This is a genomic window from Streptomyces sp. NPDC015032, from assembly GCF_043080425.1.
GTDB lineage: Bacteria > Actinomycetota > Actinomycetes > Streptomycetales > Streptomycetaceae > Streptomyces.
Genome location: NZ_JBIBVN010000004.1, coordinates 311748 through 324868, shown reverse-complemented (window position 1 = coordinate 324868; position 13121 = coordinate 311748). Strand labels below are relative to the sequence as shown.

Here is a 13121-nt window from a genome sequence, read left to right as displayed (position 1 = left end):
ACGATCGACAACCGTGCAGCAAGGTTCGGAGAACACTTCCCGTCGCGGCCGTCGCTCCTCCACCATGGGCGGCATGCCGCTGAATGACATGCCTTGGTGGCGCTGGCGCAGCAACGTGCGCTCGGCGCTGCACATGCTCTCCGACCCCGTCTTCCACCACGAGTGCTGGCTGGCCGGCCGGGAAGGGTACGGCGACGTCACCGACGCCGTGTACCGCCTGGTCGAGGACACCTGGCTGGACAACTGGTCCGCCGAGAAGTACGTCGGGACGATCTTCCGTGACTCCAACGAGTCCGCTCTCGTCGATGTCGCCGTGCTGCGGGTGCTGCGCATCATGCACCAGGTCGGCGCGGACGCGCCCGTCTCGGCGTATCTGGAGCACCACGGCTGGCCGGAGGCCGTGCGGGCCGCACGCGAGGCCCATGTGCTGCTCGCCGCCAACGACGGCGAGGATCCGGACACCCCGCCGCGCTCCCTCGACGTGCTCCGCATCCTGACCAGTTCGGCCTGACAGCGGCCCGATGTGGCACGCTACGGGGATGACCGCGCCGCAGCCTGCCGAGACCGCACCGGGGCAGTACGTCCTCACCCTCTCCTGCCCGGACAAAAAGGGCATCGTGCATGCCGTGTCGAGCTATCTCTTCATGACCGGCTGCAACATCGAGGACAGCCAGCAGTTCGGCGACCACGACACGGGCCTGTTCTTCATGCGGGTCCACTTCTCGGCGGACAGCCCGGTGACCGTGGAGAAACTGCGGGCCAGCTTCGCCGCGGTCGGCGACTCCTTCCGGATGGAGTGGCAGATCCACCGCTCCTCGGAGCGGATGCGGGTCGTGCTGATGGTCAGCAAGTTCGGCCACTGCCTCAACGACCTGCTGTTCCGCTCCCGGATCGGGGCACTGCCGATCGAGATCGCCGCCGTCGTCTCCAACCACACGGACTTCGCCGAGCTCGTCGCCTCGTACGACATCCCCTTCCGGCACATTCCGGTGGCCAAGGAGAACAAGGCCGCCGCTGAGGCGGAGCTGCTGGAGCTGGTCCGCGAGGAGAAGGTCGAGCTGGTCGTCCTCGCCCGCTACATGCAGGTCCTCTCCGACGATCTGTGCAAGCAGCTGAGCGGCCGGATCATCAACATCCACCACTCCTTCCTGCCGAGCTTCAAGGGCGCGAAGCCGTACCACCAGGCGCACGCCCGTGGGGTGAAGCTGATCGGTGCGACGGCGCACTATGTGACGGCCGACCTCGACGAGGGGCCGATCATCGAGCAGGAGGTCGAGCGGGTGGGCCACGGCGTCACACCGGACCAGCTGGTCGCCATCGGCCGCGATGTGGAGTGCCAGGCGCTGGCGCGGGCGGTGAAGTGGCACGCGGAGCGCCGCATCCTGCTCAACGGCCGCCGCACGGTGATCTTCGCCTGAGAGCCTGTCGGGGAGCCGGGCCCCGCTGCTACAGCCGGCTCAGGGAGGCCGCCGCGAACAGCACGTCGCGGATCGCCTCGCGGTCGCCCTCCTGACCTGCCGCCGCTTCCACCGGAGGCAGGTGCCCGGCCACCAGCCGGCAGAACTCGACGCCGTCCAGTGCGACCTGCGCCACCGTGTGCGCGGCCGAGCCGCGCGCGGCGGGGGAGTCCAGCGGGATGTACCAGTCGCCGCCGCCCGTGCCCTCGATCTCCAGGTGCAGCGAACGGCCCGGTGAACCGGCCGTCACCAGATGGCGCGCCGGCCCGGCCAGCCCCGATCTGCGGCGTTCGGCGAGGGTGGCCGGGATGAGCCGGGCCGCCAGGTCGACCATCCGGTTGAGGTGGGCGGCGGACGGAGCCTCGTACGGATAGTCCACCGCATCGGCGATGTCACCGCCGTGCACCCAGCACTCGAAGGCCCGGTCCAGCAGGGCGTCGTGCATCGGAAGAGCGAAGTCGCCGTACGAGACGGAGAGTTCGGCGACTCCACGGCCGGCGAAGGACACCGTACGGATGAGGGTGTGGCTTTGCTCGCGCCACGGCTCACGGATCGCGCGGGTGGGCGGCCGACGGGTCGCGGACCAGTACTTCTCCGTCCGCGCGGCGGGCAGGAGCGGCCAGTCGTCGCCCCGGCCCGTGGTGCCGTCGCCGAGCGGTACGTCGAGGCCGAGGGCGGCGGCGACCAGTCCGTCGACGGCCATGAGATGGCCGATGACCCCCGCGACCGTCGTCCTGCGGCTGACCTCCTGCTCGCCCTCGAACCACTTCAGCCGCAAGGGGGCGTGCCACTCCGAGCTGCCGATGTCGCGCAGCAGCGCGTCGAGCCGGGCGGTCTCCGCGTCGTACGGCGCGGCCCAGTCCGGCACCGGGATCTTGGCCGGGCGGCGGCTCAGACAGGTGTCGATCACCCGGGAACGCAGCGTCGGATCGAGGTCCAGGCTGCGGTCGGTCTGGAGCAGGCCGACCGCGTCGCGCAGCCGCAGGGCCTCGTCGGCGCAGGCGGCGCACTCGGTCAGATGCGCCTCGACGGCCTCGGTCTCCTCCGCCGAGCACGCGGCCAGCGCCCAGGCACCGAGGAGGGCCTTGAGGACGCGGTGGGGGAGCACCAGGGCCGGTGCGGCGGGCGGGTCGGATGGGTCCGGTGGTGCCACGGCGGATTCCGGTTCCCGTGTCGTCGGTCGCGAGGCCGGCCGCGGTACCTCGGGCGGGGCCGGGGCCGGGGGCACGGGCGGCGGCAGGGGTACGGCGTCGAGGTCGAAGTTGTCCGCGGCGGCCCGCGGTCCCGGTATGCGCGGTGCGCCCTGCACCTCGTCGCCGTGTCCGCCGTCCCCGCGCCCGTTGGTGTCGTCGTCACCGGTCACAAGGGCCGTCCGTATCCGTGCGGCGACGACCCTTCCAGCGGGCGGGTGTGCGCGGTGGAGAGCAGCTGGAGACCGAGCCGCAGCCGACGGCGGGCCTCGTCCTCGGTGACCCCGAGGTCGGCCGCGGTCTGCCGGTAGTCCCGGCGCTGGACGTACGCGAGCTCCAGCGCGGCCCGCAACGGGGCGGGCATGGCGGCGACGATGTAGTCGGCGCGGGCGGCGGCCGTGGCCCGGCGCACCCGCTCCTCCAGATCGGCCGGGGAGACGGCCCCGGGCTCCCCGGACTCCCCGGACTCCCCGTGTGTCCCGTCCGCACCGCCCGTGCCGTTCCGGAGGCCGTCCGCCTCCTCGCGCAGCCGCCGCACGGACTGGCGGTGCGTGAGCCGGGCCACCCAGGAGCGCATCGAGCCCTGCTTCGGGTCGTACGCGTCCGGGTTCTCCCACACGTAACCGAAAACCTCGCGAGTGACCAGGTCGGCGGCGGTCTCGTCGTCGAGCATCCGGTGGGCCTGGCTGTGCACGAGCGAGGCGAACCGGTCGTAGAGCTCGCCGAGAGCAGCCGCCTCACCGCGTGCCAGCCGCTGCTGCATCTTGCGGTCCCAGCGGGGTGGTGCGTTTCTCGCCATGCGACCCCCAGCCCTGTTCCCCTCGTCACGTCGAATGTAGTCGGCGGCGCTGAGCATGAGCGCCTTTTGTGGCAAGTACGCCCCTGAGAAGGCCCGGGATGATAAGGAACGCGTCAGTCACGGAGGGCGGAATCGGACCCGAAGTGATCATTTCGGCCCGAACCCGGCTGTGTGTTGTCGAGCGGTCCGGTGTTTCATGGGTCTGCGGCTGGGGCAGCCGCGAGAAGGAACGGAAACTTCCGGATCGTCGGAATCCCCGGAACGAGAGGCTCAGTCGCGTGAGGAATCCTTGTCCTCGTGGAAACCACCCACCGGCTGCGACCACCCACGCCCCCCGGCTCACCCAGGAACGCTCCCGGACGCCACTGAAAGTGGCCGAGACCGTGCAGGGCGATTGGACGGTGCTGCGGATACGCGGCGAACTGGATCTGGTGTCGTCGCCCGCCGTCCGCCATTGCGTCCACGAGGCGGTCGCCGTCGGCCGTCACGACGTGGTGCTCGACCTCTCCGAGGTCCTGTTCTGCGATTCCAGCGGTGTCGGCGTACTGATCGCCGCCCGACGTCTGATGCGCTCCTGCGGGGGCCGGCTGCGGCTGATCCTCCCGGCCCGGGGCGCGGTGGAGGGCTCCCACGTCAACCGGGTGCTCGCCGCCCTCGGCGTACGCCGTCTCTTCGACGTCTACCCCGACCGGTACACGGCCGTCGACGACGAGGCCCAGCCGCTCCCGGCGTGAGCGCGGGTGACGCGGGTGACGCGAGTGGTGCGAGTGAGGACGAAGACCGGGTTGCCAGTGCCGCCGCGGCCCGTCTGCTCACCGAATTCGCTACGACGGCCCGCTGCGACCTCGGTTCACGCCGTGCGCAGGCGCTTCTCCAGCAGGGTGACGCCGTACGTCCGGCCGCCGTCGCCGTCCTTGGCGGGGCGCGTCCCCGTGACCGTGTAGCCCGCGTCCTCGTAGTACTCGCGCAGGCGCGGGTTGTCCGCCAGGCAGTCCAGGCGGCAGAGGTCCCGGCCGGAGGAAACGATCCGCCGTTCGGCCTCGGCCAGCAGGAGGCGTCCGGCGCCGGCCGGTGCGGCCGTCCGGTCGGTCACCAGCCGGTGGACGTAACCGGCGACCGGCGGTTGCGCACCCCAGGCCGCCGGATCCTCCCACCACACCTCCCAGGCGCCGACGGTCCGCGCATCCGCGCCCGAGGTGGCCAGCCACGTCTCGCAGTGGTCGAGGCGGGCCAGGAAGTGCGACCGCCCGAGCTCGCCCGGCAGCCACTGGTCGATGCCCCGGTCGGCCTGCCAGCGCGCGGCTTCGTCCCGCAGACGTACCAGCTCGTCCACGTCGCTCTCCCCGGCGCGCCGGAAACGGAGGAGCGGGCGGTGCACCGTGTCGGTCATGACGGCGGATTCTGCCAGTCCGGCGAGGGGCTGCGTCACGCGCCCCACGGCTCCCGGATGCCCGGCTCCCGGACGCCCGGCTCCCGGCCGCCCGGCCGCTCCCGGACGCCCGGCTCCCGGCCGCCCGGCCGCTCCCGGCCCCCGGCCGCCCGGACGCCCCCGGCCCCCGGCCCCCCGGCCCCCGGTCAGGAGAACCGCTCCCGCAACCGGTACTTCAGCACCTTCCGCAGTGCCTCGTTGCGGGGGAGCGCCGCCACCACCTCCAGCCGCTCCGGCAGCTTGTGCACGGAGAGTCCCTCGGCCCGCAGATACCCCGTGACCTCCGGCAGCGTCAGCGGCGCGGCGCCCGCCGGCTGCTCCACGACCGCGCAGACGAGCTCGCCGCGCTCCGGGTCCGGGAGCCCGATCACCGCCGCGTCGCCGACTCCCGGGTGCCCGTGCAGGAGGTCCTCTATCTCCTTGGCGGAGATGTTCTCGCCCTTGCGGATGATGATGTCCTTCAGCCGCCCGGTGAGCACCAGGTGTCCGCTCGCCTCGACACGGCCGACATCGCCGGTGATCAGGAACCCGTCCGCGTCGAAGGCCGCCGCCGACGCCACCGGGTCCAGATAGCCCTCGCAGACGGCCTCGCCGCGCAGCCGCACCTCGCCGTCGGTGCCGTGGGGCAGTGGCTCGCCGTCCTCGTCGGTGATCCGTATCTCCATCCCCGCGGGCGGGCGCCCCTCCGTCCCGGCGAGGTGTTCCACCGTGTCGTCGGGGGCGCCCATGGTGATCATGGGGACCTCGGTCATGCCGTACCCGTGGGTGAGCTGGACGCCCATCTCCCGGACCACCGCGTGGTAGATCTCCGGCGGCTTGGGCGCCCCGCCGCCTGCCAGCAGCCGCAGGGTGGGGATCAGCCTCCGGCCGGGGTTCCGGCGCTGCTCGGTCAGGAACATCGAGTAGAACGCCGTGGAACCGCCCGCGACCGTCACCCCGTGACGCCGGTAGTCCGCCAGCGCGTCCGGCAGGGCGAAGTGCTCGAACAGGACCGCGGGGAACCCGTACAGCAGCAGCATCACCGCGTAGTCCGGCCCGCCGACATGGGCGAACGGGAAGGCCACCGAACCGATGTCGTGCGCCGACAGCCGCAGCGCGTGGGCCAGGCAGGAGCCGCCCGCGATCAGGCTGCGGTCGGTGTGGAGGACCCCCTTCGGGTCGGAGGTGGTGCCCGAGGTCCAGTAGATCCAGCGCACCGCCGTCCCGTCGGCGGGCGGCGGCGGCAGCACGGACGGATCGCCGTCCGGCAGCGACCCGTACGCCTCGAAGACCAGCGGCGGATGCTCCTCGGCCGCCGCCAGCCGGTGTGCCATCGCCGTGTGGTCGAAGCCGCGCCAGGTGCCCGGCACGGCGAAGAAGCCGGCCTTCGACCCGCGCAGCGCGAACCCCGCCTCGCGGTCCCGGTAGAACGGGATGACGGGCGACTGCACGGCCCCGATCCGGGTCAGCGCGAACGACAGCAGCACCGTCTCGATCCGGGTCGGCAGCTGCCAGGCGACGACGCCGCTCGGACGCACGCCCATCTCCCACAGCCCGGCCGCCACCCGCTCGCCCCGGACGCGCAGTTCGCCGAAGGTCAGCGTGCGGTCGTCCTGGATCAGGAACGGACGGTCCGGCGTCAGGGCGGCCCGGCCCTCGACGAGCTCCCAGAAGGTGCCCGATGCGCTCAGCGCGTGTGCGGTCTCGTTCACGGCGAACCCCTCACAGCTGACGGATAGTCAGATAGTGCGGAGAGCGTAGGGCGCCGCGCCTTGTCGGTCCAGGGGTGCGGGGCTAGCCTGGGTGCGAAACTGAATCTGACGAACCATCAGATACATGCAGTGCGCGCCGAAGGGGACACCATGACGGAACTGCCTCGGATCGTCAGCGTCGACGACCATGTGATCGAGCCGCCGCACCTCTTCTCGACCTGGCTGCCTGCCAAGTACCGCGAACGCGGCCCGCAGCCGCTCACCGCGGGCATCGGGGAGCTGGCGTACACGGGGGGCAAGTACGTCATCACGATGGACCCCGACGGGCCGCCCACCGACTGGTGGATCTACGAGGACCTGAAGTTCCCGTACAAGCGGAACATCGCCGCCGTCGGCTTCGACCGCGACGACATGACGCTGGAGGGAATCACCCGGGCCGAGATGCGGCCCGGCTGCTGGAACCCGGCCGAGCGCCTCAAGGACATGGACCTCAACCATGTCGAGGCGAGCCTCTGCTTCCCCACCTTCCCGCGCTTCTGCGGGCAGACCTTCGCCGAGGCGCGGGACAAGGAAGTAGCGATGGCCTGTGTCCGTGCCTACAACGACTGGATGGTGGAGGAGTGGTGCGGCGACAGCGGCGGCCGGCTCATCCCGCTCTGCATCATCCCGCTCTGGGACATCGGCCTGGCGGTGGCGGAGATCGAGCGGAACGCGGCACGCGGGGTGCGCGCGGTGACCTTCTCCGAGATCCCCACCCACCTCGGCCTGCCGTCGATCCACACCGGCTACTGGGACCCGTTCTTCGCGGCCTGCCAGGAGACCGGCACGGTCGTCAACATGCACATCGGGTCCAGCTCGCAGATGCCCGCGGCCTCGCCGGACGCCCCGCCCGCCGTACAGGCCAGCCTCTCGTTCAACAACGCCATGGCCTCGATGATGGACTTCCTGTTCAGCGGTGTCCTGGTCAAGTACCCCCGGCTGAAGCTCGCCTACAGCGAGGGCCAGATGGGCTGGATCCCGTACGCCCTGGAACGCGCCGACGACGTGTGGGAGGAGCACCGGGCCTGGGGCGGGGTGCGCGACCTGATCCCCGAGCCGCCGTCCACGTACTACTACCGGCAGATCTTCTGCTGCTTCTTCCGCGACAAGCACGGGGTCGCCTCGCTCGACGTCGTCGGACGGGACAACGCCACCTTCGAGACCGACTACCCGCACGTCGACTCGACCTTCCCGCACACCAAAGAGGTCGCGCTCGACCATGTCAAGGGACTGGACGACGAGACCGTCTACAAACTGATGCGCGGAAACGCGATCCGGATGCTCGGCCTCGACCTCGACAAGTAGGAGTCCGGTGGACCTCGCGTACACGGAGGAAGAAGAAGCGTTCCGGGCACGGCTGCGCGAGTGGCTGGCCGCCGCGCTCCCCGCACTGCCCGCGAAACCCCGCCCCGACGACTGGCCGGGGCGGCGCGCGTACGACACCGCCTGGCAGCGGATGCTGTACGACGCGGGGTACGCGGGCCTGCACTGGCCCGCCGACGCGGGCGGGCGGGGCGCCACCCCGACCCAGCATCTGATCTTCCTGGAGGAGACGGAGCGGGCCGGCGCCCCGTACGTCGGCGCGAACTTCGTCGGGCTGCTGCACGCCGGGCCGACGATCGCGGCCGAGGGCACGGCCGGACAGCGGGCACGCTGGCTGCCGCCGGTGCTGCGCGGCGACGAGGTCTGGTGCCAGGGGTTCAGCGAGCCCGACGCCGGATCGGACCTGGCCTCGCTGCGGACCCGGGCGGTGCGCGACGGCGACCACTACGTGGTGAGCGGGCAGAAGATCTGGACCTCGCACGCGGAGGTCGCCGACTGGTGCGAACTCCTGGTCCGCACCGACCCGGCGGCGCCCAGGCACCGCGGCATCAGCTGGCTCGCGATGGAGATGGACGCCCCCGGCGTCACCGTCCGCCCGCTGCGCACCCTCGCCGGGTCCACCGAGTTCGCCGAGATGTTCCTCGACGAGGTGCGGGTGCCGGTCTCCCACCGCGTCGGCGCGGAGAACGACGGCTGGCGGGTCACCATGGTCACCCTCTCCTTCGAGCGCGGTACGGCGTTCGTCGGCGAGGTCGTCGCCTGCCGCCGCACGCTGTCCGCCCTGGCCGCCGAGGCGCGGACGAACGGCCGCTGGGACGACCCGGTCCTGCGCCGCCGGCTGGGCAGGCTCAACGCCGAGTTCCGGGCGCTGTGGCGGCTCACCCAGTGGAACGTCAGCGAGGCACAGCACACCGGGGGCGTCCCGGGCACCGGCGGCTCGGTCTTCAAGCTGCGCTACTCGCAGGCCCGCCAGGAGCTGTACGAGGCGGCCGCCGAGGTGCTCGGCGCGGACAGCGGTGATCTGGACCGGGAGTGGGTCCTGGACCGGCTCTCCTCGCTCTCGTACACCATCGCCGCGGGCACCTCGCAGATCCAGCGGAACATCGTCGCCGAGCGGATCCTCGGCCTGCCGAAGGGGCGCTGACGCAGCCATGGACTTCCAGCTCTCGGACGACCAGCGGGCCCTGAAGGCGGGGATGCGCGAACTCCTCGCCGGACGCTTCGGCAGGGACCGGATGCGGGCGAATCTCGACGGCGGTACGGGCATCGACCGGGCCCTGTGGCGGGAGCTCGGCGAGGCCGGGCTCTTCGCGCTGCGGCTGCCGGAGGCGAAGGGCGGTGCCGGGCTCGGCCTGCCCGAGTCGGTCCTCCTCTTCGAGGAGGTGGGGCGGTCGCTGCTGCCGGGACCGCTGATCGCCACCCACCTCGCCGCCGGTGCGGTGAAGGGGGCGGCGGAGGGCCGGGCGGTGATCGCCGTGCTGGACGCCGGGAAGCCGGTGGGTCACCTGGGCGACGCCGACGGACTGCTCGTGCTCGGACCGGGGGACGCGGGGTCCGGGGCGGCGGACGCAGGGGGCCCGGCCGGCGGGATGCTGCGGGATGCCGTACGGATCCGGGAGGCCGCCGAGCCCGTACGGTCGCTCGACCCGTTCACCCCCCTGTGGCGGGTCACGGTCCCCGCCGGGCCCGCCGAGCGGCTGCCCGACGGGGCGCGGCCGCGCGAGGAGGGGGCCCTGCTCGCCGCCGCCGAACAGCTCGGCAGCGCCGCCCGTACGACGGACATGGCCGTCCAACACGCCTGTGCGCGGGAACAGTTCGGTTCGCCGATCGGGTCCTTCCAGGCGGTCAAACATCTGTGCGCCGGGATGCTGGTCCGCACCGAACTGGCCCGCAGCGCCGTCTACGCGGCGGCCGTCACCGCGGACCCGGCCGAGATCGCGGGCGCCAAACTGCTCGCCGACGACGCGGCGGTCCGCAACGCGCGCGACTGCCTCCAGGTGCACGGCGGCATGGGCTTCACCTGGGAAGCAGACGTCCATCTGCACCTCAAGCGGGCCTGGCTGCGCTCCGGGCAGTGGCTGGCGGCGGCGACGGCGGAGGAAACCCTTGCGGCCGATCTGTGCTGATTCCGGACGGGTTCCGTGCAGGCTTCGTCCGCCCGGCCGCGGGCGGGCGAGGGGGGTGCGCAGGTGACGGGCGGGCGACCAGGCCCCACACGGCGGAGTTACGCAGAGCAGTCGGCCGACTCCGATGCCGGCTTGTGTCCTTTGTGTGATTCGTCACGTGACGGAGTCGGTGCCGGGCTCGGGTACGCTCCGTGGGATGCGAGAGGTTCTGGAACCGGGTGATCCGGGTGTTGCCCATGCGGCGACTCCGGTCCGGACGAGGTGCCCTGCTCGCGTTCCACGCAGAAGCGCCGGGCCTGCCCGGGAGGTAACTCCCGCGGTCCCGGTGCGCCTTTGTTCGACTCCCCGCAGCGCGCGTCGCACAGTATGCACCACGCGTACTCCTTCGCGCTGGAATATGCCCGAAGCGCTTGTTGCGGTGACTGTACGTCAACCATGCTGGCTCGTAAGGGAATCACGTTCCGTGACCCTGAGGAGGCGCGAGGCGATGTGTCCGCCGGTTCGGATGGTGTGAGCGGTGCAGGTGCTTCAGGTTCAGCTGGAGGTCGGGCCGGATCCCGCGGAGGTCGGGCGGGCCCGCAGATGGGCGCGGTCGAGACTGATCGGGTCCGGGATACGGGATGACGAGCCGCTGGCCGAGACGCTCATCCTGCTGATCTCGGAGCTGGTCACCAATGCGGTGGTCCACACCGGTTGTCCGGCCGTCCTGCGCATGTTGTTCGGCTCGACCGGGGCGGCCGGGACCGTACGGGTCGAGGTGGCCGACGCCAGCTGCCGCCCGCCGCAGCAGCGCCATGCGGCGGGTGAGGACACCGGCGGCCGGGGCCTGGAGCTCGTCGACGGGCTCGCCGACCGCTGGGGCTGGCAGCCGGAGGGTGCGGGAAAGCGCATCTGGTGCGAGGTCGACCGGGACGCCCCGCTGTTCCAGGTCGTGCCGGTGCACCCGGTCACGCAGGGTGTTCGCGGCCCCCAGGGTGTCCGCGACGCACCGGGTGCGGGCGACACGGGCCGTGAGCCGCACAGGACACCGCGCGCCCTGAGACATCGTGCGTAGAACACGTGCATAAAGGTTAAAGCAGTCGGCCCGGACCGTGCTCCGGCACCGGCCCGAGCGCCTTCAGAGGATGGCGACGGGGGCGACCGGGGTGCCGGTGGCGCCGACGAACGGCTCGGGCATCGCGGAGAGCAGGAAGCTGTGGCGCCCCTCTTCCGCACAGGCTGTGGACAACGTCTCCAGGTTCCAGTTCTGGCCCTGCAGCATGCCCATCTCGACCAGGTCCAGTGCGTGCACCCCCAGCCAGAGATCCTCGATCTCGGGCGGGAAGACCTCGAAGGTCAGGGTGTCATTGGCGACCGCCGCCACATCGCGCGCACGGAACCACTCGGGCGTCCGGACCGAGAGGCCGGGTGACGGATAGGCGTACGCGTGCTTGTCGCCCGCCAGGAGGACCTGCACCTGCCCCGTCCGTACGAGCACGATGTCGCCGGCCCGGACCCGGACCCCCGCCAGTTCCTCGGCCGCGTCCAGGTCCTCGGGGGTGACGGCGTGGTCGCCGGGCAGCCGGTCCACGCCGTGGGCGCGGGCCACATCGAGCAGTACCCCCCGCGAGACGATGTGCGGCGCCTTGTCGATCCCGCTGAACCGCGCTCCGCCGTGGGCGGTGATCGTGTCGGCCGGACGGCCGTTGTAGATCTTCCCCGAGTGCGAGGCGTGTGTGAGGGCGTCCCAGTGGGTGGCCGTCTGGAGGCTCAGGACCGCCGTGTCGTCGCTGGTGGCGACGGTGCCGGGGCCGAAGAGCTCCTGGTTGATCTGGACCATGGTGTGCAGCGGATTGATCCGTCCGGGGATCAGCCCGCTCTGCACGCCGTCCTGCTGGAGGGGCAGTGCGAGCGGCACGCGCAGCCCGGTGCGGACGGTGGCGGCCGCCTCCCGTACGACCGCGTCGGTGATCAGGTTGAGTGTGCCGATCTCGTCGTCGGCGCCCCAGCGGCCCCAGTTGTTCACCCGCTCGGCGATGTCGTGGAACTCGGCCGGCAGTGACATGGAGCCTCCCGGGGCTTGTGCTCGTGGACCTGATGGCCCATAGAATCTAACGGTCCGTCAGAAACCGCGGGAAGGGGCCGGGCATGGGGAACTTCTTGGCAGGCAAAGTGGTGGCCGTGACGGGTGCCGGACGCGGCATCGGGAGGGCGGTCGCGCTCGCGGCGGCCGCCGAGGGGGCGAGAGTCGTCGTGAACGACTACGGCGTGTCCATCGGGGGCGGTGAGCCGAGCAGCGAGGTGGCCGAGTCCGTCGTCAAGGAGATCGAGGCGGCGGGCGGTACGGCGGTGGCCGTGGCCGACGACATCTCCACGATGGCGGGCGGGCAGCGGATCGTGGACACGGCGCTCGCACGGTACGGCCGGATCGACGGGGTCGTGTGCGTGGCCGGGATCCTGCGGGAACGGATGCTCTTCAACATGTCCGAGGAGGAGTGGGACCCGGTGGTCGCCACCCATCTCAAGGGCACCTTCACGGTCTTTAGGGCCGCGTCGGCGGTGATGCGGAAGCAGGAGGACGGCGGCACGCTGATCGGCTTCACCAGCGGCAACCATCAGGGCAGCGTCGCCCAGGCGAACTACAGCGCCGCGAAGGGCGGGATCATCTCGCTGGTACGGAGCGCGGCGCTCGGCCTGCACAAGTACGGCGTCACGGCGAACGCCGTCGCCCCTGTCGCCCGCACCCGGATGTCCGCCAATGTGCCCATGGAACTCAAGGAGATCGGCGAGCCGGAGGACGTGGCGGCGCTCGTCGTCTACCTGCTCAGCGAGCGGGCCCGCAAGGAAAAGATCACCGGCCAGGTGTACACGATCGCCGGCCCGAAGATCGCGGTCTGGGCCCAGCCGAGGGAGCTGCGGGCCGGGTACGCGGAGGGGGCCTGGACCCCGGAGCGGATCGCGGACTTCCTGCCGGGGACGGTGGGCACGGACCCGATGCCGATGCTGGCGCGGCTGGAGGAGATGGCCGCCGCCGCGGCGGCGAAGGCGAGGCCCAACGCGTGACCTCCCACCGGGGCACCGCCCCGGA

Annotated in this window: 13 protein-coding genes; 8 read left to right on the top strand and 5 right to left on the bottom strand. The window is 71.8% G+C overall.

Going from position 1 to position 13121, the window contains the following annotated elements:
- The first annotated feature begins 73 nt into the window (after positions 1–73).
- Both ACF08M_RS10040 and purU read left to right on the top strand, forming a co-directional pair.
- Entirely contained in the window at positions 74–511 is a 438-nt protein-coding gene (locus tag ACF08M_RS10040) for a hypothetical protein (RefSeq protein ID WP_392184729.1), read from the top strand.
- 28 nt (positions 512–539) lie between these two features.
- Entirely contained in the window at positions 540–1418 is an 879-nt protein-coding gene (gene purU / locus ACF08M_RS10035) for a formyltetrahydrofolate deformylase (protein ID WP_392184728.1), read from the top strand.
- A 28-nt stretch (positions 1419–1446) separates the two neighbouring features.
- Here purU and ACF08M_RS10030 read toward each other — a convergent pair whose 3' ends face one another.
- Together ACF08M_RS10030 and ACF08M_RS10025 are read right to left on the bottom strand one after the other, a co-directional pair.
- Entirely contained in the window at positions 1447–2820 is a 1374-nt protein-coding gene (locus tag ACF08M_RS10030) for a zf-HC2 domain-containing protein (protein ID WP_392184727.1), read from the bottom strand.
- Positions 2817–3446, bottom strand: coding sequence for an RNA polymerase sigma factor (locus tag ACF08M_RS10025; RefSeq protein WP_392184726.1), 630 nt, complete (start codon positions 3444–3446; stop codon positions 2817–2819). The genes ACF08M_RS10030 and ACF08M_RS10025 overlap by 4 nt, the downstream gene beginning before the upstream one ends.
- 365 nt (positions 3447–3811) lie before the next feature.
- Here ACF08M_RS10025 and ACF08M_RS10020 point away from each other — a divergent pair, with 365 nt between their 5' ends.
- Positions 3812–4180 carry an STAS domain-containing protein gene (locus ACF08M_RS10020; RefSeq protein ID WP_392184815.1) on the top strand — a complete coding sequence of 123 codons (369 nt, stop codon included), beginning with the start codon at positions 3812–3814 and terminating at the stop codon, positions 4178–4180.
- A gap of 116 nt (positions 4181–4296) precedes the next feature.
- Here ACF08M_RS10020 and ACF08M_RS10015 read toward each other — a convergent pair whose 3' ends face one another.
- Together ACF08M_RS10015 and ACF08M_RS10010 are read right to left on the bottom strand one after the other, a co-directional pair.
- Positions 4297–4875, bottom strand: a complete 579-nt coding sequence (locus tag ACF08M_RS10015; RefSeq protein ID WP_392184725.1) for a GNAT family N-acetyltransferase — start codon at positions 4873–4875, stop codon at positions 4297–4299.
- Between the two features lie 146 nt (positions 4876–5021).
- Positions 5022–6566, bottom strand: a complete 1545-nt coding sequence (locus ACF08M_RS10010; protein WP_392184724.1) for a class I adenylate-forming enzyme family protein — start codon at positions 6564–6566, stop codon at positions 5022–5024.
- A gap of 150 nt (positions 6567–6716) precedes the next feature.
- On the opposite strand from ACF08M_RS10010, the gene ACF08M_RS10005 reads away from it, so the two are divergent.
- From ACF08M_RS10005 to ACF08M_RS09990, 4 genes are all read left to right on the top strand, one after another.
- Positions 6717–7910: an amidohydrolase family protein gene (locus ACF08M_RS10005; protein WP_392184723.1), complete on the top strand. Its 1194-nt coding sequence runs from the start codon at positions 6717–6719 to the stop codon at positions 7908–7910.
- 7 nt (positions 7911–7917) lie between these two features.
- A complete protein-coding gene (locus ACF08M_RS10000) occupies positions 7918–9072 on the top strand; it encodes an acyl-CoA dehydrogenase (RefSeq protein ID WP_392184722.1) in 1155 nt (384 codons plus the stop codon).
- Between the two features lie 7 nt (positions 9073–9079).
- On the top strand, positions 9080–10054 hold the full coding sequence (locus ACF08M_RS09995; RefSeq protein ID WP_392184721.1) for an acyl-CoA dehydrogenase family protein: 975 nt from the start codon (positions 9080–9082) through the stop codon (positions 10052–10054).
- A gap of 517 nt (positions 10055–10571) precedes the next feature.
- Positions 10572–11108, top strand: coding sequence for an ATP-binding protein (locus ACF08M_RS09990; protein WP_392184720.1), 537 nt, complete (start codon positions 10572–10574; stop codon positions 11106–11108).
- Positions 11109–11171: 63 nt separating this feature from the next.
- On the opposite strand, the gene ACF08M_RS09985 is transcribed toward ACF08M_RS09990, so the two are convergent.
- Positions 11172–12098, bottom strand: a complete 927-nt coding sequence (locus tag ACF08M_RS09985) for a cyclase family protein (RefSeq protein ID WP_392184719.1) — start codon at positions 12096–12098, stop codon at positions 11172–11174.
- Positions 12099–12181: 83 nt separating this feature from the next.
- Between ACF08M_RS09985 and ACF08M_RS09980 the strand changes: the two genes are divergently transcribed.
- A complete protein-coding gene (locus tag ACF08M_RS09980; RefSeq protein WP_392184718.1) occupies positions 12182–13096 on the top strand; it encodes an SDR family oxidoreductase in 915 nt (304 codons plus the stop codon).
- Positions 13097–13121: the final 25 nt, after the last annotated feature.